This is a genomic window from Klebsiella oxytoca NBRC 105695 (assembly GCF_001598695.1).
GTDB classification, from domain to species: domain Bacteria; phylum Pseudomonadota; class Gammaproteobacteria; order Enterobacterales; family Enterobacteriaceae; genus Klebsiella; species Klebsiella oxytoca.
In genome coordinates this window covers 1-23203 of the sequence record NZ_BCZK01000003.1, presented here as the reverse complement: position 1 = coordinate 23203, position 23203 = coordinate 1, and the positions used below count along the sequence as shown (strand labels likewise).

Here is a 23203-nt window from a genome sequence, read left to right as displayed (position 1 = left end):
AGCAAGCCGCCAGACTTTACCAGGATTGGGTTGCTTTGAAGGAATCGAGGATGCCTTTCAGCTTGCCTTCGATTTCGTCGTTATAGCCACCGGACTGGTTGATCTCTTGCATCAACGGAGCGTGATCACGGTCGACGTAAGCCAGCAGAGCGGCTTCAAAGCTACCGATTTTCGCCAGCTCTACATCCGCCAGATAACCACGTTCTGCCGCGAACAGAACCAGAGACTGCTGCGCAACGGACATCGGCGCATACTGTTTCTGTTTCAGCAGTTCAGTTACTTTCTGACCGTGGTCCAGCTGCTTACGGGTTGCATCGTCAAGGTCAGAAGCAAACTGCGAGAACGCCGCCAGTTCGCGATACTGTGCCAGCGCGGTACGAATACCACCGGACAGTTTCTTCATGATCTTGGTCTGAGCTGCACCACCAACACGGGATACGGAGATACCCGGGTTAACCGCAGGACGAATACCGGAGTTGAACAGGTTGGTTTCCAGGAAGATCTGACCATCGGTAATAGAAATTACGTTGGTCGGAACGAACGCAGAAACGTCACCCGCCTGGGTTTCGATAATCGGCAGAGCGGTCAGAGAACCGGTTTTACCTTTCACTTCACCTTTGGTGAAAGCTTCAACGTATTCGACGTTAACACGTGCAGCACGCTCCAGCAGACGAGAGTGGAGGTAGAATACGTCGCCCGGGAATGCTTCACGTCCAGGCGGACGGCGGAGCAGCAGGGAAATCTGACGGTAAGCAACGGCCTGTTTAGACAGGTCATCATAAATGATCAGCGCATCTTCACCGCGGTCACGGAAGTATTCACCCATTGCGCAACCGGCATACGGAGCCAGGTATTGCAGCGCGGCGGATTCAGATGCGGTTGCAACCACAACGATGGTGTTAGACAGCGCGCCGTGTTCTTCCAGTTTACGCACCACGTTAGAAATGGTGGACGCTTTCTGGCCGATTGCCACGTAGACGCACTTGATGCCGGAATCACGCTGGTTGATGATGGCGTCGATTGCCAGAGCGGTTTTACCGGTCTGACGGTCGCCGATGATCAGTTCACGCTGACCACGACCGATTGGGATCATGGCATCAACGGATTTATAACCGGTCTGCACCGGCTGATCGACGGACTGACGTTCGATTACGCCCGGAGCGATAGCTTCAACGGCAGAGAAGCCGTCGTGCTCCAGCGGACCTTTACCATCAATCGGTGCACCCAGAGTGTTAACCACACGTCCCAGCAGGCCGCGGCCAACCGGAACTTCAAGGATACGGCCAGTACATTTAACCTTCATGCCTTCGGCGAGGTCAGCGTACGGACCCATCACAACCGCACCAACGGAGTCGCGCTCCAGGTTCAGTGCGATAGCGTAACGGTTACCCGGCAGAGCGATCATCTCACCCTGCATACAATCGGCCAGGCCGTGAATGCGGATAACACCGTCACTTACAGAAACGATAGTACCTTCGTTATGAGCCTCGCTCACAACATTGAACTGAGCAATGCGCTGCTTGATCAGTTCGCTGATTTCGGTGGAATTCAGTTGCATGCTCCAGTCCCCTTAAGACTGCAAGACGTCTGCAAGGCGTTCAAGACGGCCGCGTACGCTGCCATCAATGACCATATCACCCGCACGGATGATAACGCCTGCCATTACAGACTTATCGATTTTGCAATTCAGCTTAACTTTGCGTGACAGACGTTTTTCCATCGCGCTGGTGATTTTCGCAAGCTGTTCTTCGCTCATCTGAGCGGCAGAAATAACTTCTACCTCTGCGGTTGCCTCACTGGCAGCGCGCAGGTGAATGAACTGCTCAAGAACATCAGGGAGCGCATTCAGACGACCATTTTCAGCCATTACCCGAATCAGGTTTTGACCGTTTTCGTCCAGTTGCTCACCACAAACCGCGATAAACGCATCAGAGAGCGTTTCCGGCGCCAGCGCGCCAGAGAGTAGCTCTGCCATTTGTTCGTTTTTAGTCACTTCAGCGGCAAACGCCAGCATATCCTGCCAGCGCTCTACGCTTTGGTGTTCGACGGCAAAGTCAAAAGCTGCTTTGGCGTAGGGGCGAGCTACCGTTACAAATTCAGACATCAGCCCCTCCCTCCTTACAGTTCAGCGACAAGTTTATCCACGATGTCGCTGTTAGCAGCTTCATCCACGGAACGTTCGATGATCTTCTCGGCGCCAGCAACAGCCAGGATAGCGACCTGCTTACGCAGCTCCTCGCGAGCACGTTTACGTTCGGCATCGATTTCAGCCTGCGCCTGTGCGACGATTTTAGTGCGTTCCTGTTCTGCTTCAGCTTTGGCTTCGTCCAGAATCTGAGAGCGACGCTTGTTCGCCTGCTCGATGATTACCTGGGCTTCCGCTTTCGCTTTTTTCAGCTGGTCGGTCGCGTTGGCCTGTGCAAGGTCCAAATCTTTCTTAGCGCGTTCTGCAGAAGCTAAACCGTCAGAAATTTCTTTCTGGCGCTTTTCGATGGCAGCCATTAACGGCGGCCATACATACTTCATGCAGAACCATACGAAGATAACAAACGCGATGGCCTGGCCGAGGATTGTTGCGTTCATGTTCACAGCACAATACCTCTTAAAAAATAACTCTGTGGCTTAGGTTTCTTTCGAACAACTTACTACGCGACGGCGAACATCACGTACAGACCCAGACCTACAGCGATCATCGGGATAGCATCCACCAGACCCATAACGATAAAGAACTGAGTACGCAGCAGAGGAATCAGATCCGGTTGACGCGCTGCGCCTTCCAGGAATTTACCCCCGAGGATGCCGATACCGATCGCAGCACCGATTGCCGCCAGACCCATCATCACAGCGGCAGCCATGTACAGCAGATCCATATTCAGGTTTTCCATGACAGTCTCCAGTTTGTTTCAGTTAAAACGTAGTATGTTGGTAAAAAATCAATGCTCTTCAGATGCCATCGACAGATAGACGATCGTCAGAACCATGAAGATGAAGGCTTGCAGCGTAATAATCAGGATGTGGAAAATGGCCCACGGCACATTCAGAACCCACTGTGACCACCACGGCAACAGACCAGCAATCAGAATGAAAATCAGCTCACCGGCATACATGTTGCCGAACAGTCGCAGACCCAGAGATACAGGTTTAGACAGCAGGCTTACCCCTTCAAGGATTAAGTTGACAGGAATGAACGCCCAGTGATTGAACGGCTGCAGGGTCAGTTCTTTAACGAACCCGCCCACGCCTTTCATTTTGATGCTGTAGAAAAGAATCAGGATAAACACGCCAAGCGCCATCGACAGGGTGATGTTGACGTCCGCAGACGGAACCACGCGCAGTGCTGGCAGGCCGAAAATGTGTTCACCGATGTATGGCAACAGGTCGATAGGCAGCAGGTCCATCAGGTTCATCAGGAATACCCAAACGAACACGGTGAGGGCCAGCGGAGCGATAACCTTGCTCTTGCCGTGGTACATGTCTTTAACGCTGCCATGGACGAAGCCGATGATCATCTCGATAAAGGTCTGGAATTTTCCCGGTACGCCGCTGGTCGCCTTTTTGGCTACGCTACGGAACATAAGCAGGAACAACAGACCAAGCACCACCGAGAAGAACATGGAGTCAATGTTGAGCGTCCAGAAGGTGGCCGGGGGGTTATGCGGATCCACCAGCGAGAAAGTACGCAGGTCCAGCTGAAGGTTATTCAGATGGTGTCCTATGTATTCCTGCGGCGTCATATTTTCTGAAGCCATGATGCCTTTTACCCTTTGTTGTTAATTACAGCTGGCGCCAGAACTTGTACCACCAGCACCAAAACCCACGTCACTATCAGCGGCAAAAACACCACTTTGAAAACCGCCAGCGCCACCGCCAGAAGGGCGAAGGTCAACAACACCTTGAAAGCTTCGCCGAGAGCGAAGGTCCAGGCCACTCGGCCTTTAGCAGGTGTATGCGCCTGATGACGCCAGGCAAAAATCATAAAAATCATATTTGGCAAAAGAACCGCCAAACCTCCGCTAACGGCGGAGATGCCCCAGAAAGGGTCTTTGAGGCTGAACAGCAGTCCACTTGCTATTACCGCCAGTAACTGAATAAACAGAAGCTTACGAGCAACGTTTCGACTCAAGAGCGACACTGACATCACGTATTTACTCCTGCTCCCTTCGAGGTATGTCGCGTGTCGTATAAAACGTCCTTTAAGACGAAGAGTCAAGCATCAAAAAGCGGACAAATTATACGGTGACGCCCCGTGATTTCAAACAATAAGTAGCAAAATAGTGAATAAATGTTTAATTATTTTCCGACTGACAACTTTTCATGCATTTCACCAATCTGTGAGCCGTCATGCAAAACTGCAAATACCGCGAAAACACGGCTATTAAAGCGTGCATCAGATCACATAATAAACATTTTTCGTGAAATCGAATTAATTCTGTACATAAAACTCAATTTTTTATCCAATTGATATTCAACATAAAAAGTGGGTATTCTTTCTAAAACAATCCCATATACAATAAAAACCTTTTATTGACATTCATAATAAAAATTTAACATCAGTATGAAGTGCAAGCAGCGAGATTTTTAGCGTACTGATATTTTCAATGTTGACTATTCTCCTGGTAAAGCAACAGCGCAAAGTTAACCGAAAGAAAAACCATGGTAACAACAAGGTTAAATCTTATCCGATACTACCCTGCCGTGACTTTTATTTTTGTAACATGCACAACCCGGTTTTTTTTCACATTTTTTGATAAAAATTAAATCATTTTTGGCTGGACCACCACAAGGTGACGCTCACCATCCAGCTGAGGAACATGCAGTTCGAAAACATCACTAATGGCAAACCCTTCCGGAAGATTGGCCATTTCATCTTCTTGCGCTAACCCTTTGAGCGCATAGAAGTGACCGTCCTGCGCCGGTAAATGATGGCACCAGCTCACCATATCATTCAGCGACGCAAAAGCGCGGCTGATCACGCCATCAAACGGCGGTTCAGCCGGAAACGCTTCCACGCGGCTTTGTACCGGCGTGATGTTATCCAGTTTTAACTCATGCTGGACCTGTCGCAGGAAACGTACTCGTTTACCGAGGCTATCCAGCAGGGTGAAATGAGATTCAGGGCGTACGATAGCCAGCGGGATCCCCGGCAGACCCGGTCCGGTACCCACATCGATAAAACGCGTTCCTTTAAGGTATGGCGCAACAACAATGCTATCGAGAATGTGGCGTACCAGCATCTCATCCGGATCGCGAACCGAGGTAAGGTTATAGGCCTTATTCCACTTATCCAGCATGCCTACATAGGCGACCAGCTGATTTTTCTGGTGATCGGTAAGTGAAATACCCGCTTCATCAAGCAGACGAGAAAGTTTGTTGATCACGTTCGGTACCTGTTTAAAAACAATGAGCCCGGAGGCGATGCGCTTACCGGGCTGGATATAAACCAGGCGGATATCTTATGCGCTATCCGCCAAATGTATCGTTCAGGGAAAGTCAGGCGCTACGGCGCAGCATTCCCTGCTTTTTCAACCACACCAGCAAAATCGAGATTGCCGCAGGCGTAATGCCGGAAATACGCGATGCCTGCCCTATTGAAGACGGCTTGTGGTCGTTCAACTTAGCAATGACTTCGTTCGACAGCCCATTCACCTGGCGATAATCAAGCGTGGCAGGCAGCAACGTGTTTTCATTGCGCTGCTGTTTCTCAATCTCATCCTGCTGGCGCGCGATGTAGCCTTCGTATTTTACCTGAATCTCAACCTGTTCCGCGGCCTGCTTGTCTTCAAGACCCGGCGAGAATGGCGACATCTTCACCAGCTGTTCGTAGGTCATTTCCGGACGACGGAGCAAATCTTCACCGTTAGCTTCACGAGACAAAGGCGCCGTCAGCTGTGCGTTAACTTCAGCGGCGCTTTCCGCCAGCGGATTTACCCAGCTGGATTTCAGGCGCTGACGTTCACGTTCAATACTCTCAAGCTTCTCGTTGAAACGCGCCCAGCGTTCATCATCTACCAGGCCCAGTTCACGGCCTTGCTCAGTCAGGCGCAGATCGGCGTTGTCTTCACGCAGCATCAGGCGGTATTCCGCACGTGAAGTAAACATGCGGTACGGCTCTTTGGTGCCGAGCGTACACAGATCGTCCACCAGGACGCCAAGGTAGGCCTGGGAGCGACCCGGCGCCCATCCCTCTTTCTCGGCAGAGAAGCGGGCTGCGTTCAGGCCTGCCAGCAGGCCCTGAGCGGCCGCTTCTTCATAACCGGTAGTGCCGTTAATCTGGCCCGCAAAAAACAGGCCATGGATAAATTTACTTTCCAGCGTTGGTTTCAGGTCACGCGGATCGAAGAAATCGTACTCGATAGCGTAGCCGGGGCGAACGATTTTTGCATTTTCCATCCCCTGCATTGAGCGGACGATTTGCATCTGGACATCAAACGGCAGGCTGGTGGAGATGCCATTTGGATAAATTTCGTTCGACGTCAGTCCTTCCGGCTCGAGGAAGATCTGATGCTGATTGCGATCGGCAAAACGCATCACCTTGTCTTCGATCGAAGGACAGTAGCGAGGGCCGATCCCTTCAATCACGCCGGCATACATCGGGCTACGATCGAGGTTATTGCGGATCACATCGTGGGTTTTCTCGTTGGTATGCGTGACATAGCACGGTACCTGACGCGGGTGCTGGGAAGCATTCCCCATAAACGAGAAAACCGGCATTGGATCGTCGCCGTGCTGCTGAGCCAGAACGCTGAAATCAATGGTCCGCGCATCAATACGCGGTGGGGTACCGGTTTTCAGGCGGCTGACGCGTAGCGGCAGTTCACGTAAACGGCGAGACAGCGGGATCGACGGAGGATCGCCAGCGCGACCGCCGCTGTAGTTATCGAGTCCGATATGGATCTTACCGTCGAGGAATGTCCCTACGGTCAGCACTACCGCTTTGGCGCGGAATTTAAGCCCCATCTGGGTAACAGCACCCACCACGCGATCGTTCTCCACAATCAGATCTTCAACGGCCTGCTGGAAGATCATCAAATTAGGCTGATTCTCCAGGGCCGTGCGTACGGCTTGCCGATAAAGCACGCGATCGGCCTGAGCGCGAGTCGCCCGTACGGCTGGGCCTTTGCTGGCGTTTAGTATCCTAAACTGGATACCGGCATGGTCAATGGCCTTCGCCATCAGGCCGCCAAGCGCATCCACTTCTTTTACCAGGTGTCCTTTCCCAATGCCGCCAATCGCCGGGTTACAGCTCATTTGCCCTAGCGTGTCGATATTGTGTGTCAAAAGCAGAGTCTGTTGACCCATTCGCGCTGCGGCCATTGCGGCCTCAGTGCCTGCATGACCCCCGCCAATGATGATGACGTCAAAAGGATCCTGATAAAACATGGTGGTATGCCTCGCATAAAGCGGTTTGAAAATGGATTGAAGCCCGGGCCGTGGATTCTACTCAACTTTCGCCTTTCGAGAAAGCGCCGGGATCCTGAGTATTAAAAAGAAGATCTTTTATTTAGAGATCTGTTTTATTGTGATCTCTTATTAGGATCGGCTTGTCTTGTGGATAAGTCGGATCCAAGATTTAAGATCAATCGTTTAAGAAGGATCGCTTTCTGTGAATGATCGGTGATCCTGGTCCGTATAAGCTGGGATCAAAATGAATGGTTATACACAGCACAAAAATCAGTCTACGGTTATACTTTGGATAACTACCGGTTGATCCAAGCTTTTAAGCATAGTTATCCACAGAAGAAAGTATGATCTTTACAATTCTCAGAGCAATTTTTGCCAGGATCCCAGCCAGACCTCAGCCGGATCTTCCGGAATTTCATGTTCGAGGACGTTAATTTTTAGCGTTTCGCCAATCTGTTTTGCCCCGCAGGCCTTCAGCGCCGACTCCAGCTTATCAATCGCTCCGCAGAAGGTGTCATATTCACGACTACCGATACCGACTGCGCCAAAATGGACCGCAGAAAGGTCGATCTGCTTTTCCTGAAGCGCTTCATAAAAAGGCAGCAGGTTATCGGGAATGTCGCCGGCGCCATGAGTAGAAGAGATAACCAGCCAGATCCCTTCCGCCTGTAGATCGTCAATCAGCGGGCCGTGCTGAATAGTCGTGCTGTGACCAGCCTCTTCCAGCTTTTCCGCCAGATGTTCTGACACATATTCTGCGCTACCCAGCGTACTGCCGCTGATAAGAGTTATCTCTGCCATGATCGCCCGCTCCACTTTTCCAGAGTGGCGTATTGTACGCTGTGAGCGAGCTGGGATCTACCTGTGGAAAAATGTGGGATTAAATAGTCCGTTCACGGGCGGATGGTACGCATGATCGGGTTTTGCAGCACGATCAGCGTTTCGGTGGACTGAATTTCATCAATTGTTTGGATCTTGTTGATAAGTACATGCTGGAGCGCATCGATCGATCGGCACATGACTTTTATAAAGATACTGTAGTGCCCGGTGGTGTAATACGCTTCGGTAACCTCATCCAGACTGTTTAACCTCGCCAGCGCCGAGGGATAGTCTTTGGCGCTTTTCAGAATGATGCCGATAAAACATCCCACATCGTAGCCCAGCTGCTTTGGGCTCACGTCAATGCGTGCGCCAGTGATAATTCCGGCCTGCTTCATCTTCTCCACGCGAACGTGAATGGTTCCCGGACTGACGCCAAACTGTTTTGCCAGTTCAGCATAAGCGGTGCGCGCGTTGGCCATTAAGGCCTCAAGGATGCCTCGGTCCAGATTGTCGATCTGATAATTTTCCATAGGTTTTTCTTATGAAGTTTGACGAATCTTTCTATTTTAGCCTCAAATTTTAATGAATCAAAATCGATGCAGGCTTTTTGTTGTGGGATTATTGAATTGCAGCGCTGTTTTGTTGCTTAATCAATGGCAACAGGACGCAGGAGTTATAAAAAATGAAAACCGCATACATCGCAAAACAACGCCAGATTAGTTTCGTTAAGTCACACTTTTCCCGTCAGCTTGAAGAGAAGCTCGGCCTGATCGAAGTTCAGGCGCCGATCTTAAGCCGCGTGGGCGATGGAACTCAGGATAACCTTTCTGGTTGCGAAAAAGCGGTTCAGGTTAAAGTGAAAACACTGCCAGACGCCCAGTTCGAAGTGGTTCATTCACTGGCGAAGTGGAAGCGTCAAACCCTGGGACAACACGACTTCAGCGCGGGCGAAGGGCTGTACACGCACATGAAGGCCCTTCGCCCCGATGAAGACCGATTAACGCCCATCCATTCCGTTTACGTTGACCAGTGGGACTGGGAGCGCGTAATGGGTGACGGAGAACGCCACTGCGGAACGCTGAAATCGACCGTTGAAGCGATCTATGCCGGGATCAAAGCTACCGAAGACGCCGTCAGTAAAGAATTTGGCCTCAAGCCGTTTCTGCCGGAGACGATCCAGTTTGTTCATAGCGAGGAGCTTTTAAGTCGCTATCCGGATCTTGATGCCAAAGGTCGTGAACGGGCGATTGCTAAAGAGCTGGGGGCTGTATTCCTGATCGGCATCGGCGGCAAGCTTTCCGATGGTCAGCGCCACGATGTTCGCGCGCCGGATTATGATGACTGGAGCACGCCGGCTGCTGAAGGCTATGCCGGTCTGAACGGCGATATTCTGGTATGGAACCCGGTTCTGGAAGATGCCTTCGAGCTCTCTTCAATGGGGATCCGCGTGGATGCCGAAGCGCTGAAGCGCCAGCTTGCGATTACCGGTGATGAAGATCGCCTGAAGCTGGAATGGCACCAGGCGCTGCTGCGCGGAGAGATGCCGCAGACTATCGGCGGCGGCATTGGTCAGTCTCGTCTGACGATGCTGCTCCTGCAGCTTGACCATATCGGCCAGGTACAGTGCGGCGTATGGCCGACACAGGTTCGTCAAAGCGTTGCCGCTCTTCTTTAATGCGTGATTAACGCCGCCAGCGTCGCAGCAGGCGGCTACGCAGCCCGGTATCAAAGCGCCAGATATGATCGAAAATGCGCATAATACCGGGCTTGCCGTGTACCGACATCGCCACCGCATGAAAGCGATGCTGATGTTTATGCTGTAGCTCTCCCACCTTATTGATCACCTCATCCGGCAAGCGCTGTGCGATAAAATCTGAAATGACTACCGCATCGGCATCGATCCACTGCGGATTCTGCATACGCTCAATCACTGCCCGGAAACAGCTGGCCAGATCGGTGCCGCCACGGAAGCGCTGGCTCAGAAAGCGGATCGCCTGTTCCAGCCCCTGCGGACCGGTAAGTTCGTAATGCACTACCTCGCTGGAAAACAGCATAATAAAGCAGCGGCGGTTATCCGCCAGAGCGACCCGCATTAGCGCCAGACAAAACGCCTTGGCGCACTGTTCATTAAAACCGCCCATTGAGCCGGAAGTATCGACGCAGACGATAAAGGGTCCGCGCGGCTGTTCATCAAAATCCTGGCGAGTGACCGGCCGTTCGGTGATCTTTTCTTTCCACGCATCGCCGTGAAGCCGATAGGTCAGCAGCTGCTTTTCAACCAGCTTACGATAGAACTCGAACTCCAGCTCGGTGATACCGAGGGTAGCCAGCTCTGGCGGCAACAAACGCAGAATATCGTCGCTCTGCTGAAGCCCGTCCACCTGTTCCGGTACGGTGGCCGGTTCGCGCACCAGGCTGCGAAAGGTTTCCATCGGCGCATCTTTTTTCGGCACCGCTTTCGCTTCACGTGAGCGTCCCAGCTGTTCAGCGAGCTGCATGAGCTCGGGTTGTTGGCTTAGAAAGTCGCCGTAGCGCACGATCAGCTGATAGTCGCCTCGCTTCAGCTCGCCAGCGCTCATGTCCCACAGGTGCCCCGCCGCATTGTCATTTTCCACCAGCACCGGCTCCAGCTGGCCGCTGAGGGTCATGCGTTCCTGAACTTCGCTCAGTAGCTGATCGCGCTCTTCATCCAGCAGTTGCTGATTAAGGGAGGTTGCCTGCACCACCAGGCTCAGGCGCCAGCGCTGGAGGAATAACGTGTGCAGCGCTGGCGTAAAGGTGCTGTTGTTATCCACCAGCTGCTGGGCCTGGCTGGCAAAAGGGGAGTGCAGCTTATGCAGCTGGCTCAAAATTTGCGGAAGCTGGACGATAAACTGCGAGGTAGAAAGCCGCTGTGATTGCTGATAACACTGAACCTCCGCATCCAGCTCGGGGGGGATATTGGTCTCTTTAAGTCGCGATCTGACCGCTTCCCGCCAGCGCGGAATGTCGGCGGCGATAATATTTTTTAGGCGCGGGAATTTTTCAAAGAATACCGCCAGTTGAGGTGCCGCCAGCAGCGCCAGCAGCATCTCATCGATCATACCCTCTTCGCCGACTGCCAGCATGACATTCAGCATGTCCAGCGTCATGACTGACGCGCCTGTTTAATCTGCGTTCCGACGTCCTGCAGGCTGGCCTCAATGCGTCCCAGCCACTCACCGGGAATAAACAGACATTTCTGCTGTTCGCTGAAGCGGTTATGTTGCTGATGCCATTCGTCGTCCAGCGCTTCCAGCTGCTGCCGGATTTCGGCCGGCATATTTTCCCGCGATTCGCTACCGGGCAGGGAAAGTCGCGACCCCTGTAAGCTGACATCGCGCACGACCAGATGCTGGCTGGTATCGACATCCATATTCAGCGGCTGGGCAAAACCGATACCGTTGAGCTTGCCACGAATCTCACCCCCTTTCTCCAGCCAGCGAGCAAGCTCTTCACGAACAAACGTAATATGAATCACTTCCAGGTCGTGCAGCTTAAGCGGCTGCTGGAGGAGCAGCGTCAGCGTGGGTTCCTGCACTTCAGCGGGCAGTTCATAATGAGGTTTACGGCTGAACATACCGCCAAGACGGTTTACTTTTAGCGCGGTTTTATCGCTTTGCTGCTGTTGAAGCTGAATACGTCGTTGGATAATCGACCCCAGGCGAGTGAGCATTGCCTGCTGCTGCCAGGCGTGGCTGGTCATTAAGGTCTCCAGCTGCGCGGACATCAGGTTCATCGTCTCAATATTGTGCCACAGGCAATCTTTCAGCAGGATCAGGTCTATTGGCGCGATAGTGTCGCGGCCGCTGAAAAAGGCGCTGGCCTGCAGCAGACGAATGGCTTTTTTCCACCGACGATCTGAGACGTACGGCGCGTTCGGCAGCGTATCTAACTGCTGGCGCAGCTGGAAAATAAGTTCAAAAACGCTGTCCGGCAGCTTAACGCTGCCGATATCCTGCTGCCATTGCTGAAACTCCTCGTCGCTGACCTGTAGATTCGCCGGGACGGGGTTACTGTTCTCGTCCTGCTGGCTTATCAGCATTGAGCGGAAGTTGGTTTTATCCTGAACCTTATCCAGCCATAAACGGATAAGCATCCGATCGTATAGCGCCTCCAGGCTGTTGTCTGCTTCGGGGAGTTCGTTCGACGCCGCCACCAGCAGGCGCATAGGGATTTTTTCTTCGGTTGCCCCGTTGCGGAAATGACGTTCGTTTATTGCCGTCAGCAGCGTATTGAGGATCGCCGGGCCAGCTTTCCAGATCTCATCGAGGAAAACAATTTCGGCTTCCGGAAGATAACCCGCGGTCAAACGCTCGTAGCGTCCTTCATCTTTTAGCGCCTGAATGGAGAGCGGGCCAAAAACCTCTTCCGGCGTGGAAAAACGCGTCATCAGGTACTCAAATGCGCGAGCCTGCTGGAAGGCGAATTTTAGGCGTCGGGCGATCAGACTTTTGGCGATGCCCGGTGGACCCAGCAGAAAAACGCTCTCGCCGCTGAGTGCGGCAAGCAGGCAAAGGCGAATGGCGTGGCTGCGTTCGAAGAGTCCTTTTTCCAGAGCGGCGCTGAGCCGGGAAATTCTTTCTGCCAGTAAATGTGATTGAGCCATAATAGAGTTGCGTGCTTTTTAGAATGTCGTTGTTAGGTCGAGTATAGATGTTTGCTTAGGGGTGGTAATAGCCTGAAGAATCGATTTATTTTCTTTGAGTCAGGTTAAGATGATGTCAGTTAGGGGTACGATTCAGCAAATAATCGTGCATACTGTGCGCTTTTTGTGGGCCAAGGGACTAGGCACACATTTGTTTTATAAACGAAAAGACTAGTCTATGAGCACTGATAATAAGCAATCGCTGCCGGCAATAACGCTGGCGGCAATCGGCGTGGTATACGGCGATATCGGTACCAGTCCACTGTATACACTTCGTGAATGTCTGTCCGGCCAGTTTGGCTTTGGTGTTGAGCGTGATGCTGTTTTTGGCTTCCTGTCGCTCATTTTCTGGCTATTAATTCTCACCGTATCACTCAAATACATCACCTTCGTGATGCGGGCAGACAATGCCGGCGAAGGCGGGATCCTGACGTTAATGTCGCTGGCGGGGCGAAACACCTCCGCGCGCGCAACCTCCATCCTGGTGATCCTTGGGCTTATCGGCGGCAGCTTCTTTTATGGCGAGGTGGTGATTACGCCTGCCATCTCGGTGATGTCGGCGATAGAGGGGCTGGAAATTATCGCCCCGGACCTGGATACGTGGGTGGTCCCCATATCCATCATCGTTCTGACGCTGCTATTTGCCATTCAAAAGCACGGTACCAGCATGGTCGGTAAGCTGTTTGCGCCGATTATGCTGATCTGGTTCCTGCTGCTGGCGGTACTGGGCGCGCGCAGTATCTTTGCTAACCCGGAAGTGCTGCAGGCTCTGAATCCTTACTGGGCGGTACACTTCTTCCTCGAATATAAAACCGTCTCGTTTGTGGCGCTGGGCGCGGTAGTGCTGTCGATTACCGGCGTGGAGGCGCTGTACGCGGATATGGGGCATTTTGGTAAACTGCCGATTCGCCTGGCCTGGTTTTCGGTAGTACTGCCTTCACTGGTGCTTAACTACTTTGGTCAGGGCGCGCTGCTGCTCAAACACCCGGAAGCGATTAAAAACCCGTTCTTTCTGCTGGCGCCCGAGTGGGCGCTCATTCCCATGCTGATTATTGCCGCCCTGGCGACGGTTATCGCTTCACAGGCGGTTATATCCGGCGTCTTCTCGCTAACCCGGCAGGCGGTGCGCCTGGGGTACCTGTCGCCGATGCGGATTATTCATACTTCGGAAATGGAGTCCGGGCAGATTTATATTCCGTTTATCAACTGGCTGCTCTATATCTCGGTGGTCATCGTCATTGTTAACTTTGAGCACTCCTCGAATCTGGCGGCGGCCTACGGTATTGCGGTGACGGGGACGATGGTGCTGACCACCATTCTGTTCACGACGGTAGCGCGTCAAAACTGGCACTGGAATAAGTTCGTTGTGGCGCTGCTGCTGGTTGCCTTTATGTGCATTGATATCCCGCTCTTCTCCGCGAACCTCGATAAAATCGTCTCCGGCGGCTGGCTGCCTCTGACCCTCGGCCTGGTGATGTTTACCATCATGACCACCTGGAAAAGCGAGCGTTTCCGCCTTCTGCGTCGGATGCATGAGCACGGTAATTCTCTGGAAGCGATGATCTCTTCTCTGGAGAAATCGCCGCCGGTCCGCGTTCCGGGTACCGCCGTCTATATGTCGCGCGCGCTGAACGTCATTCCTTTCGCGCTGTTGCATAACCTTAAGCATAATAAGGTGCTGCACGAGCGGGTGATTTTGCTCACGCTGCGTACTGAAGATGCGCCGTACGTGCATAACGTTCGTCGCGTACAGATTGAGCAGATTTCGCCGTCGTTCTGGCGCGTAGTAGCCAGCTACGGCTGGCGGGAAACGCCGAATGTCGAAGAAGTTTTCCACCGCTGTGGGCTGGAAGGCCTGAGCTGCCGGATGATGGAGACCTCCTTCTTTATGTCTCATGAGTCGCTGATCATCGGCAAGCGGCCATGGTACCTGCGCCTGCGCGGCAAGCTTTATCTTCTGCTGCAGCGCAACGCTCTGCGAGCGCCTGACCAGTTCGAAATCCCGCCGAACCGGGTTATTGAGCTCGGCACCCAGGTTGAAATCTGATGCGCTAAAGCCCTTCTTGATGAAGGGCTTTTTGTTTATTTGAACGCTTCTGGCTTTAACTCTTCAGACTTGCGAAACGTTTCGATGACGATCACAATTCTCACATCTGGTGATGGTTTTCTGTTCTCTTATTGCTAATACTTATACCAGCGAAACGTTTCGCTAGTGGAGTAAAAGAGAAAATGAAAAAAGGTACCGTCCTCAATGCTGAAATTTCGTCGGTCATCTCCCGCCTGGGTCATACCGATACGCTGGTAGTTTGCGATGCCGGGTTACCTGTTCCCCGCAGCAGCGCCCGTATCGATATGGCGTTAACCCACGGGGTGCCCTCCTTCATGCAGGTTCTGGAGGTGGTGACGAGCGAAATGCAGGTTGAAGCGGCTATCCTCGCGGAAGAGATTAAAACGCTTAATCCGCAGCTCCACGCGACGTTGCTCAATCATCTTGAGCAGCTGCAGCAACACCAGGGAAACACCATTGAAATTCGTTACACCAGCCATGAGCAGTTTAAAAAAGAAACCGCAGATAGTCAGGCGGTGATTCGCAGCGGGGAATGTTCCCCGTATGCGAACGTTATTCTCTGTGCCGGCGTGACGTTCTGAGGTCGCCGCTATGGAAGCCTTATTGCAATTAAAAGGGATCGATAAATCGTTCCCTGGCGTCAAGGCGCTCTCCGGCGCCTCGCTAAACGTATATCCGGGCCGCGTGATGGCGCTGGTCGGGGAAAACGGCGCCGGTAAATCCACGATGATGAAAGTGCTGACCGGCATTTACTCCCGCGATGCCGGTTCGCTGCTGTGGTTGGGTAAAGAGACCACCTTCAACGGTCCCAAATCTTCTCAGGAAGCCGGAATTGGCATCATCCACCAGGAGCTAAACCTGATCCCCCAATTGACGATCGCCGAGAACATTTTCCTCGGCCGTGAATTTGTGAATCGCTTTGGCAAAATAGACTGGAAAACGATGTACGCCGAAGCCGATAAGCTGCTGGCAAAGCTGAATCTGCGTTTTAACAGCCAGAAGCTGGTGGGGGATTTATCGATAGGCGATCAGCAAATGGTTGAGATCGCTAAGGTGCTGAGCTTTGAGTCGAAGGTCATCATTATGGATGAGCCCACCGATGCGTTGACCGACACCGAGACCGAATCCCTGTTCCGCGTAATCCGCGAACTGAAATCGCAGGGGCGCGGTATTGTCTATATCTCCCACCGTATGAAAGAGATCTTCGAGATTTGCGATGACGTCACGGTATTTCGCGATGGGCAGTTTATCGCCGAGCGTGAAGTGGCCAGTCTGGATGAAGATCTGCTGATTGAGATGATGGTCGGCCGTAAGCTGGAAGATCAGTACCCGCATCTGGACAAAGCCCCGGGCGCTGTTCGTCTTAAGGTCGACAACCTGTGCGGTTCGGGCGTGGAAAATATCTCCTTTATTCTGCGTCAGGGCGAGATTCTCGGCGTCGCCGGGCTGATGGGCGCCGGGCGCACCGAGCTGATGAAGGTACTGTACGGTGCGCTGCCGCGCAGCAGCGGTTCGGTCACGCTGGATGGACGCGAAGTTGTTACGCGCTCCCCGCAGGATGGTCTGGCCAACGGAATCGTCTACATCTCAGAAGACCGTAAGCGCGACGGTTTAGTGCTCGGCATGTCGGTTAAAGAAAACATGTCGCTGACCGCGCTGCGTTACTTCAGCCGCGGCGGCGGTAGTCTCAAGCACAAAGATGAACAACAGGCGGTGAGTGATTTTATCCGCCTGTTTAACGTGAAAACGCCTTCGATGGAGCAGGCCATTGGGCTGCTTTCCGGCGGTAATCAGCAGAAGGTCGCGATAGCCCGCGGGTTGATGACCCGCCCGAAGGTATTGATCCTTGATGAGCCGACCCGCGGCGTGGATGTTGGGGCAAAGAAAGAGATATACCAGCTGATTAACCAGTTCAAAGCCGAAGGTCTGAGCATCATTCTGGTCTCTTCGGAGATGCCGGAAGTGCTGGGCATGAGCGATCGCATCATGGTGATGCATGAAGGGCATCTCGGCGGTGAATTCACACGCGAGCAGGCCACCCAGGAAGTATTGATGGCTGCCGCTGTGGGCAAGCTTAATCGTGTGAATCAGGAGTAAAAAAGATGAATAACCCGGCTGTTTCTGGTCGTCGCTACTTCACAAAAGCGTGGCTGATGGAGCAAAAATCGCTGATTGCCCTGCTGGTGCTGATTGCGATTGTCTCGACCATGAGCCCCAACTTTTTTACCGTGAATAACCTGTTCAATATTCTGCAGCAGACTTCAGTTAACGCCATTATGGCGGTAGGGATGACGCTGGTTATCCTGACGTCGGGTATCGACCTGTCCGTCGGTTCTCTGCTGGCGCTGACCGGCGCGGTTGCTGCTTCAATTGTCGGGATTGAGGTCAACGCGCTGGTGGCCGTGGCCGCTGCGCTGGCATTAGGCGCGGCTATCGGCGCCGTGACCGGCGTGATTGTGGCGAAAGGGCGCGTGCAGGCATTTATCGCTACGCTGGTCATGATGCTGCTGCTGCGCGGCGTGACGATGGTGTATACCAATGGAAGCCCGGTAAATACCGGCTTTACCGACAACGCCGATCTGTTCGGCTGGTTCGGGATTGGTCGTCCGCTGGGGATCCCAACGCCGGTGTGGATTATGGCGATCGTTTTCCTGGCCGCCTGGTACATGCTGCACCATACTCGCCTGGGCCGTTATATTTATGCGCTCGGCGGTAACGAGGCGGCAACGCGCCTTTCCGGCATCAGCGTGAATAAAGTTAAAATCATCGTCTATTCTTTGTGCGGCATGCTGGCCTCGCTGGCCGGGATTATTGAGGTCGCGCGTCTCTCTTCCGCGCAGCCGACGGCGGGCACAGGATATGAACTGGATGCGATTGCGGCGGTGGTGCTCGGTGGTACCAGCCTCGCGGGCGGTAAAGGCCGTATTGTCGGCACGCTGATTGGTGCGTTGATCCTTGGCTTTCTGAACAACGGCCTGAATTTATTAGGCGTTTCATCCTATTACCAGATGATCGTGAAAGCGGTGGTCATTTTGCTGGCGGTACTGGTAGATAACAAGAAGCAGTAACTGAGAACTCTACAGGACATCTTAACTATGAATATGAAAAAACTGGCGACCCTGGTCTCTGCTGTAGCGTTAAGTGCGACCGTAAGCGCAAACGCGATGGCAAAAGATACTATCGCTCTGGTTATCTCTACCCTTAACAACCCGTTCTTTGTCTCGCTGAAGGATGGCGCGCAAAAAGAAGCGGACAAACTTGGCTATAACCTGGTGGTACTGGACTCCCAGAATAACCCGGCCAAAGAGTTGGCTAACGTTCAGGATTTAACCGTTCGTGGCACCAAACTGCTGCTGATCAACCCTACGGATTCCGATGCGGTGGGTAACGCCGTGAAGCTGGCTAATCAGGCGAAAATTCCGGTTATCACCCTCGACCGTCAGGCGTCAAAAGGCGACGTGGTAAGCCATATTGCATCTGACAACGTGCTGGGCGGTAAGATGGCCGGCGACTATATCGCGAAGAAAGTCGGTGAAAGCGCGAAGATCATTGAACTACAAGGCATTGCCGGGACCTCCGCGGCGCGCGAACGTGGTGAAGGTTTCCAGCAGGCCGTTGCTGCGCACAAGTTTAACGTACTGGCCAGCCAGCCGGCAGATTTTGACCGTACCAAGGGTCTGAACGTCATGCAGAACCTGCTGACGGCGCATCCTGATGTGCAGGCGGTATTTGCCCAGAACGATGAAATGGCGCTGGGCGCGCTGCGTGCGCTACAAACGGCAGGCAAATCTGATGTGATGGTTGTTGGATTTGACGGCACGCCGGATGGCGAAAAAGCGGTTAATAGTGGCAAACTGGCTGCGACCATCGCCCAGCTACCGGAGCAGATCGGCGTTAAAGGCGTTGAGACCGCCGATAAAGTGCTGAAGGGCGAAAAAGTGGATACCAGCTACCCGGTTGAGTTGAAACTGGTCATTAAGCAATAATGTGCGATTCGGATCGGCGACGGTCCGAGGGACAACATAATAAAGAAAAGCAGGGCATGCGCCACCGGATCCCGGTGGCGCGCTTTCCGGGAATATTGATTATGAAAACCGCAGGCAAACTTGTCGTCCTTGGCAGTATCAACGCCGATCACATCCTGAATCTCGACGCCTTCCCAACGCCTGGTGAAACCGTTACCGGTCATCACTATCAGGTCGCTTTTGGCGGTAAGGGCGCAAACCAGGCCGTTGCTGCCGGACGCAGCGGGGCTAATATTTCCTTTATCGCCTGTACCGGCGATGACGACATTGGCGAGCGCGTTCGTCACCAGCTGGAAAGCGACAATATTGACGTTTCGCCGGTCAGAGCCGTCACCGGAGAATCAACCGGCGTGGCGCTGATTTTTGTTAACGCTGAAGGTGAGAATACTATCGGTATTCATGCCGGTGCTAATGCCGCGCTCTCCGTTGCGCAGGTTGATGCGGAAAAAGAGCGTATTGCTGGCGCGCAGGCGCTGCTGATGCAGCTGGAATCACCGCTGGAAAGCGTACTGGCCGCGGCGAAAATCGCTCACCAGAATCAAACCTCAGTCATCCTCAATCCGGCGCCGGCACGTGAATTGCCCGATGAGCTGCTCACGCTGGTAGATATCATTACCCCTAACGAGACCGAAGCGGAAAAGCTCACCGGCGTGCGCGTGGAAAGCGACGATGATGCGGCAAAAGCCGCCAAAGTGCTCCATGATAAAGGTATCGGTACGGTGATCATTACCCTTGGCAGCCGTGGCGTATGGGCCAGCTGCGAAGGTGAAGGTCGTCGGGTGCCCGGCTTTAAAGTGCAGGCGGTAGATACCATAGCCGCTGGCGATACCTTTAATGGTGCGCTGGTCACCGCGCTGCTTGAAGGTAGTGAACTGGCGCAGGCGATTCGTTTTGCCCATGCCGCCGCCGCTATCGCCGTCACCCGCAAAGGGGCCCAGCCCTCCGTGCCCTGGCGAAAAGAAATAGACGAATTTTTACGTCAACAGGGGTAACGCTTGGCCACCATGAAGGATGTAGCCCGCATAGCGGGCGTTTCCACTTCGACGGTTTCTCATGTCATCAACAAAGATCGTTTCGTTAGCGAAGCAATTACCGCTAAAGTCGATGCCGCGATTAAAAGCCTGAACTACGCGCCGTCTGCGCTGGCGCGCAGCCTTAAATTAAACCAAACCCGCACCATAGGCATGCTTATTACCGCCAGTACCAACCCGTTTTATTCGGAGCTAGTGCGCGGCGTGGAACGTAGCTGCTTTGAGCGAGGCTATAGCCTGGTGCTGTGTAATACCGAAGGCGATGAGCAGCGGATGAACCGTAATCTTGAGACGCTGATGCAAAAGCGCGTCGATGGTTTACTCCTGTTGTGCACTGAAACTCATCAGCCTTCGCCGGAAATTATGCAGCGCTATCCTTCTGTACCGACGGTGATGATGGACTGGGCGCCGTTCGACGGCGATAGCGATCTGATTCAGGATAACTCTCTGCTCGGCGGCGATATGGCGACCCAGTATCTGATTGACCAGGGCTATAGTCGGATTGCCTGTATCGCAGGTCCGCTGGATAAAACGCCAGCCCGATTGCGCCTGGAGGGATATCAGGCTGCGATGACTCGAGCCGGACTTGCGGTACCGGAAGGATATGTGATTAGCAGCGATTTTGAATTTGGCGGCGGATTCAGCGCCATGCAGACGCTGCTGACGCTGTCAGAGCTACCGCAGGCAGTATTTGTCGGTAACGATGCGATGGCGGTGGGCGCCTATCAGGCCCTTTACCAGAGCGGCCTGCGTATTCCGCAGGACATGGCGCTGGTGGGTTATGACGACATCGAACTGGCGCGCTATATGACGCCGCCGCTAACCACAATTCATCAACCGAAAGATGAGCTGGGCGAACTGGCCATCGATGTGCTGATTCACCGCATGGCCGATCCGGGACAAAAACAGCAGCGCGTACAGTTAACGCCTGAGCTGGTGGTTCGTGGCTCAGCCTAACGCTTATGCCGCTCCTTAATCAGGTTGCGGCCATCTTTTGCTCTTAATAAGGTAAATACCAGCGCCGATACCACGGTGATAGCCCCCATGGTAATAAAGGTGTAATGAAATTGCTCAATGGTATTTGCGCTATCAAATCCTTCATAAAACCTCAGCACCGCCGCGCTAACGGCGACCCCGAGACTGATAGAGAGTTGCTGAGTAACGGCCAGCATGCTGTTGCCGCTGCTGGCGTTTTCATCGGTTAAATCGGCGAGCGTGATGGTGTTCATTGAGGTGAACTGAGTGGACATCGCCATCCCCAGAACGAATAGCGGCAGCAGCAGCATCCAGATCGACAGATCCGGAGATTGCAGCGAAAACTGAGCAATCATCAGGCCGATGAATACCGTGACCCCAACCAGCGTTTTACGGTAGCCGAACCAGCGAAGTATCTGGGTGACGGTTGATTTCGCAATAATGGAACCGATAGCCGTAGGCGCAATCATGCAGCCAGCAATAATCGCCGGATACCCGAAGCCAACCTGGAGCATCAGCGGCATCAGGAACGGAACGCAGCCGGTGCCCAGGCGCGTGGCCAGGTTTCCCGCGATCCCAACAGAGAAGGTATGCGTCTTAAATAAGGATAGCGAAATGAGCGGTGTGGGATGACGGCGAGCGTGGCGAATATAGGCCCACATTAAAACGATGCTCAGGGCGATAACGGCCAGAGCCATCCAGGTGGCAACAATCTTCTCGCCAAACAGCTCGATTCCACTGGAAAACAGCACCAGGCTCAGGCCAAAGAGGATAAAACCGAGCGTGTCGAAGCGACGTCGTGGCGTGGTGAAATCCGGCATGTACTTGCGAGCGTAGACGATTCCGATAATGCCGATGGGAATATTAATCAGGAATATCCAGTGCCAGCTTGCCCAGGTCACCAGTACGCCGCCGAGCACGGGGCCGAGGATAGGGCCGACCAGGCCAGGCATGGTGACGAAGTTGAGTACCGGCAGCAGTTCGCTGCGCGGATAGGCGCGCAGTAACGCCAGCCTCGCAACCGGCATCATCATCGCTCCGCCGATGCCCTGAATGACGCGGAAGATAACCAGTTCCATCAGGGAGTTGGAAAGCGCGCAGGCCAGGGAACCGAGGGTAAACAGGCTGACGGCGATGATAAATACTTTCCGCGTGCCGAAGCGGTCGGCCAGCCAACCGCTGACCGGGATAAGCATGGCTACTGTCAACGTGTAGCTGATAATGGCCGATTGCATCGCAAGCGGTGAACGGTTAAGGCTATGGGCGATAGCGGGAAGGGCCGTATTCAGAATGGTAGCGTCAAGCGCCTGCATAAAAAAAGCCATCGCTGCGATCCATGGCAGCCCGGCCATACTGCGGGCTTTCTTTTTGGTCATTCGATACCTTTACTATTTGTCGGAATGGTTGGGTGCACTCAACAACGCCTGGCAGGCGCTCAGCGCTCGCAAGCCGTCGCTATCCAGAATGGCATCAACGATTGCCTGATGGAGATCCAGCTTCACCACTTCATTTTGGGTAATCGAAGTGAAGTAGGTGTGGTAAACCGAATGAAATAAAGAAGCGAAAGAGGTCAGGAAAGGATTGCCGCTCATTTCATATATATGTTCATGCCAGGCCATATCGACCTCAATCCAGCGCTCGCGCTGAAAGTTCCTCTTTAGCTCAACCATCTCCTCCATCAAAGCGTTGAGTTGAGCCTTCTGCTCCGGCGTGCCTGAGGTTGACGCCAGAAAACAGGCTTGGGGCTCCAGGCTTTCGCGCATAACGAGGAAATGGCCGACAACTTCAGCGAAATTATCTTCCGTTAACCACCATGCGAGTAGTTCTTTATCGAGAAAGTTCCAGCTGCTGCGGGGCATCACCCGCGTTCCGATCCGTGGACGAGGTAAAAGCATCCCTTTCGCAGCAAGCGTTTTAACCGCTTCACGCACGGCCGTACGGCTCACGCCAAACTGCTCACCCAGTTCCATCTCTCCGGGAAGGATACTTTCTGGCGGGTATTCCCCGGTCAGGATTTTTTGAGCTAGTTTCTCCGCTAATACCCAGGAGATGTTCTTTTGTGCCGCCAACTGCTGTGCGCTTAAAGACATAAATGCCGTTCCTTTCTCTTTTTTACCTTATCAGTATGCCATCTGGCGGCGTGCTTCGTTGGTTAAAACGGCAAAACGCCGCTTTTTTGCTACATTACACGGCGTAATGATGAAAAAAGAGGCGG

At 53.3% G+C, this 23203-nt stretch carries 22 protein-coding genes; 8 read left to right on the top strand and 14 right to left on the bottom strand.

Annotated elements, in window-relative coordinates:
* Positions 1-16: 16 nt before the first annotated feature.
* The 10 genes from atpA to asnC all read right to left on the bottom strand — a co-directional run bounded on the left by atpA (position 17) and on the right by asnC (position 8753).
* The gene (gene atpA, locus KO1_RS05990; protein WP_004107281.1) at positions 17-1558 is read right to left on the bottom strand and encodes a F0F1 ATP synthase subunit alpha; all 1542 of its coding nucleotides are present in this window, start codon (positions 1556-1558) and stop codon (positions 17-19) included.
* 12 nt (positions 1559-1570) lie between these two features.
* Entirely contained in the window at positions 1571-2104 is a 534-nt protein-coding gene (gene atpH, locus KO1_RS05985; protein WP_004107287.1) for a F0F1 ATP synthase subunit delta, read from the bottom strand.
* Between the two features lie 14 nt (positions 2105-2118).
* Positions 2119-2589, bottom strand: coding sequence for a F0F1 ATP synthase subunit B (atpF, locus tag KO1_RS05980; protein ID WP_004107293.1), 471 nt, complete (start codon positions 2587-2589; stop codon positions 2119-2121).
* A gap of 56 nt (positions 2590-2645) precedes the next feature.
* Positions 2646-2885, bottom strand: a complete 240-nt coding sequence (gene atpE, locus KO1_RS05975; RefSeq protein WP_000429386.1) for a F0F1 ATP synthase subunit C — start codon at positions 2883-2885, stop codon at positions 2646-2648.
* 48 nt (positions 2886-2933) lie between these two features.
* Entirely contained in the window at positions 2934-3749 is an 816-nt protein-coding gene (gene atpB, locus KO1_RS05970; RefSeq protein WP_004107295.1) for a F0F1 ATP synthase subunit A, read from the bottom strand.
* A gap of 8 nt (positions 3750-3757) precedes the next feature.
* Complete coding sequence (gene atpI, locus KO1_RS05965; protein ID WP_004107297.1) at positions 3758-4138, bottom strand: F0F1 ATP synthase subunit I; 381 nt, start codon at positions 4136-4138, stop codon at positions 3758-3760.
* Between the two features lie 616 nt (positions 4139-4754).
* Positions 4755-5378 carry a 16S rRNA (guanine(527)-N(7))-methyltransferase RsmG gene (gene rsmG, locus KO1_RS05960; protein ID WP_004107299.1) on the bottom strand — a complete coding sequence of 208 codons (624 nt, stop codon included), beginning with the start codon at positions 5376-5378 and terminating at the stop codon, positions 4755-4757.
* Between the two features lie 112 nt (positions 5379-5490).
* Positions 5491-7380: a tRNA uridine-5-carboxymethylaminomethyl(34) synthesis enzyme MnmG gene (gene mnmG / locus KO1_RS05955; RefSeq protein ID WP_004116749.1), complete on the bottom strand. Its 1890-nt coding sequence runs from the start codon at positions 7378-7380 to the stop codon at positions 5491-5493.
* A 381-nt stretch (positions 7381-7761) separates the two neighbouring features.
* On the bottom strand, positions 7762-8202 hold the full coding sequence (mioC, locus tag KO1_RS05950; RefSeq protein WP_004107304.1) for an FMN-binding protein MioC: 441 nt from the start codon (positions 8200-8202) through the stop codon (positions 7762-7764).
* A gap of 92 nt (positions 8203-8294) precedes the next feature.
* Entirely contained in the window at positions 8295-8753 is a 459-nt protein-coding gene (gene asnC, locus KO1_RS05945) for a transcriptional regulator AsnC (protein ID WP_004107306.1), read from the bottom strand.
* Between the two features lie 152 nt (positions 8754-8905).
* On the opposite strand from asnC, the gene asnA reads away from it, so the two are divergent.
* The gene (asnA, locus tag KO1_RS05940; protein WP_004107308.1) at positions 8906-9898 is read left to right on the top strand and encodes an aspartate--ammonia ligase; all 993 of its coding nucleotides are present in this window, start codon (positions 8906-8908) and stop codon (positions 9896-9898) included.
* Between the two features lie 7 nt (positions 9899-9905).
* On the opposite strand, the gene viaA is transcribed toward asnA, so the two are convergent.
* A complete protein-coding gene (gene viaA / locus KO1_RS05935) occupies positions 9906-11354 on the bottom strand; it encodes an ATPase RavA stimulator ViaA (protein WP_004107310.1) in 1449 nt (482 codons plus the stop codon).
* Positions 11351-12850, bottom strand: coding sequence for an ATPase RavA (gene ravA, locus KO1_RS05930; protein WP_004107311.1), 1500 nt, complete (start codon positions 12848-12850; stop codon positions 11351-11353). Before ravA ends, viaA begins: the two co-directional genes overlap by 4 nt.
* Before the next feature lie 217 nt (positions 12851-13067).
* On the opposite strand from ravA, the gene kup reads away from it, so the two are divergent.
* From kup to rbsR, 7 genes are all read left to right on the top strand, one after another.
* Positions 13068-14936, top strand: a complete 1869-nt coding sequence (gene kup, locus KO1_RS05925; RefSeq protein WP_004107313.1) for a low affinity potassium transporter Kup — start codon at positions 13068-13070, stop codon at positions 14934-14936.
* 182 nt (positions 14937-15118) lie between these two features.
* Complete coding sequence (rbsD, locus tag KO1_RS05920) at positions 15119-15538, top strand: D-ribose pyranase (RefSeq protein ID WP_004116762.1); 420 nt, start codon at positions 15119-15121, stop codon at positions 15536-15538.
* 10 nt (positions 15539-15548) lie between these two features.
* On the top strand, positions 15549-17054 hold the full coding sequence (rbsA, locus tag KO1_RS05915) for a ribose ABC transporter ATP-binding protein RbsA (RefSeq protein WP_004107317.1): 1506 nt from the start codon (positions 15549-15551) through the stop codon (positions 17052-17054).
* A 5-nt stretch (positions 17055-17059) separates the two neighbouring features.
* Positions 17060-18025, top strand: a complete 966-nt coding sequence (gene rbsC / locus KO1_RS05910) for a ribose ABC transporter permease (RefSeq protein ID WP_004855792.1) — start codon at positions 17060-17062, stop codon at positions 18023-18025.
* A 27-nt stretch (positions 18026-18052) separates the two neighbouring features.
* Positions 18053-18943 carry a ribose ABC transporter substrate-binding protein RbsB gene (gene rbsB, locus KO1_RS05905; protein ID WP_004107321.1) on the top strand — a complete coding sequence of 297 codons (891 nt, stop codon included), beginning with the start codon at positions 18053-18055 and terminating at the stop codon, positions 18941-18943.
* A gap of 98 nt (positions 18944-19041) precedes the next feature.
* Positions 19042-19974: a ribokinase gene (gene rbsK, locus KO1_RS05900; RefSeq protein WP_024274853.1), complete on the top strand. Its 933-nt coding sequence runs from the start codon at positions 19042-19044 to the stop codon at positions 19972-19974.
* A gap of 12 nt (positions 19975-19986) precedes the next feature.
* Positions 19987-20970, top strand: a complete 984-nt coding sequence (gene rbsR / locus KO1_RS05895; RefSeq protein ID WP_004107325.1) for a ribose operon transcriptional repressor RbsR — start codon at positions 19987-19989, stop codon at positions 20968-20970.
* On the opposite strand, the gene mdtD is transcribed toward rbsR, so the two are convergent.
* Both mdtD and KO1_RS05885 read right to left on the bottom strand, forming a co-directional pair.
* Positions 20967-22364: a multidrug transporter subunit MdtD gene (gene mdtD / locus KO1_RS05890; protein ID WP_004107327.1), complete on the bottom strand. Its 1398-nt coding sequence runs from the start codon at positions 22362-22364 to the stop codon at positions 20967-20969. The two genes, rbsR and mdtD, sit on opposite strands and share 4 nt — an antisense overlap.
* Positions 22365-22376: 12 nt before the next feature.
* Positions 22377-23078: a FadR/GntR family transcriptional regulator gene (locus KO1_RS05885; protein WP_004107328.1), complete on the bottom strand. Its 702-nt coding sequence runs from the start codon at positions 23076-23078 to the stop codon at positions 22377-22379.
* Between the last annotated feature and the right edge of the window lie 125 nt (positions 23079-23203).

Bases quoted from the DNA above. Each gene is read 5' to 3' on its own strand.
- atpA (WP_004107281.1), bottom strand. From the start codon at position 1,558: ATGCAACTGAATTCCACCGAAATCAGCGAACTGATCAAGCAGCGCATT.
- atpH (WP_004107287.1), bottom strand. From the start codon at position 2,104: ATGTCTGAATTTGTAACGGTAGCTCGCCCCTACGCCAAAGCAGCTTTT.
- atpE (WP_000429386.1), bottom strand. From the start codon at position 2,885: ATGGAAAACCTGAATATGGATCTGCTGTACATGGCTGCCGCTGTGATG.
- atpB (WP_004107295.1), bottom strand. From the start codon at position 3,749: ATGGCTTCAGAAAATATGACGCCGCAGGAATACATAGGACACCATCTG.
- atpI (WP_004107297.1), bottom strand. From the start codon at position 4,138: ATGTCAGTGTCGCTCTTGAGTCGAAACGTTGCTCGTAAGCTTCTGTTT.
- mnmG (WP_004116749.1), bottom strand. From the start codon at position 7,380: ATGTTTTATCAGGATCCTTTTGACGTCATCATCATTGGCGGGGGTCAT.
- mioC (WP_004107304.1), bottom strand. From the start codon at position 8,202: ATGGCAGAGATAACTCTTATCAGCGGCAGTACGCTGGGTAGCGCAGAA.
- asnC (WP_004107306.1), bottom strand. From the start codon at position 8,753: ATGGAAAATTATCAGATCGACAATCTGGACCGAGGCATCCTTGAGGCC.
- asnA (WP_004107308.1), top strand. From the start codon at position 8,906: ATGAAAACCGCATACATCGCAAAACAACGCCAGATTAGTTTCGTTAAG.
- viaA (WP_004107310.1), bottom strand. From the start codon at position 11,354: ATGACGCTGGACATGCTGAATGTCATGCTGGCAGTCGGCGAAGAGGGT.
- ravA (WP_004107311.1), bottom strand. From the start codon at position 12,850: ATGGCTCAATCACATTTACTGGCAGAAAGAATTTCCCGGCTCAGCGCC.
- kup (WP_004107313.1), top strand. From the start codon at position 13,068: ATGAGCACTGATAATAAGCAATCGCTGCCGGCAATAACGCTGGCGGCA.
- rbsD (WP_004116762.1), top strand. From the start codon at position 15,119: ATGAAAAAAGGTACCGTCCTCAATGCTGAAATTTCGTCGGTCATCTCC.
- rbsA (WP_004107317.1), top strand. From the start codon at position 15,549: ATGGAAGCCTTATTGCAATTAAAAGGGATCGATAAATCGTTCCCTGGC.
- rbsC (WP_004855792.1), top strand. From the start codon at position 17,060: ATGAATAACCCGGCTGTTTCTGGTCGTCGCTACTTCACAAAAGCGTGG.
- rbsB (WP_004107321.1), top strand. From the start codon at position 18,053: ATGAATATGAAAAAACTGGCGACCCTGGTCTCTGCTGTAGCGTTAAGT.
- rbsR (WP_004107325.1), top strand. From the start codon at position 19,987: ATGAAGGATGTAGCCCGCATAGCGGGCGTTTCCACTTCGACGGTTTCT.
- mdtD (WP_004107327.1), bottom strand. From the start codon at position 22,364: ATGACCAAAAAGAAAGCCCGCAGTATGGCCGGGCTGCCATGGATCGCA.
- KO1_RS05885 (WP_004107328.1), bottom strand. From the start codon at position 23,078: ATGTCTTTAAGCGCACAGCAGTTGGCGGCACAAAAGAACATCTCCTGG.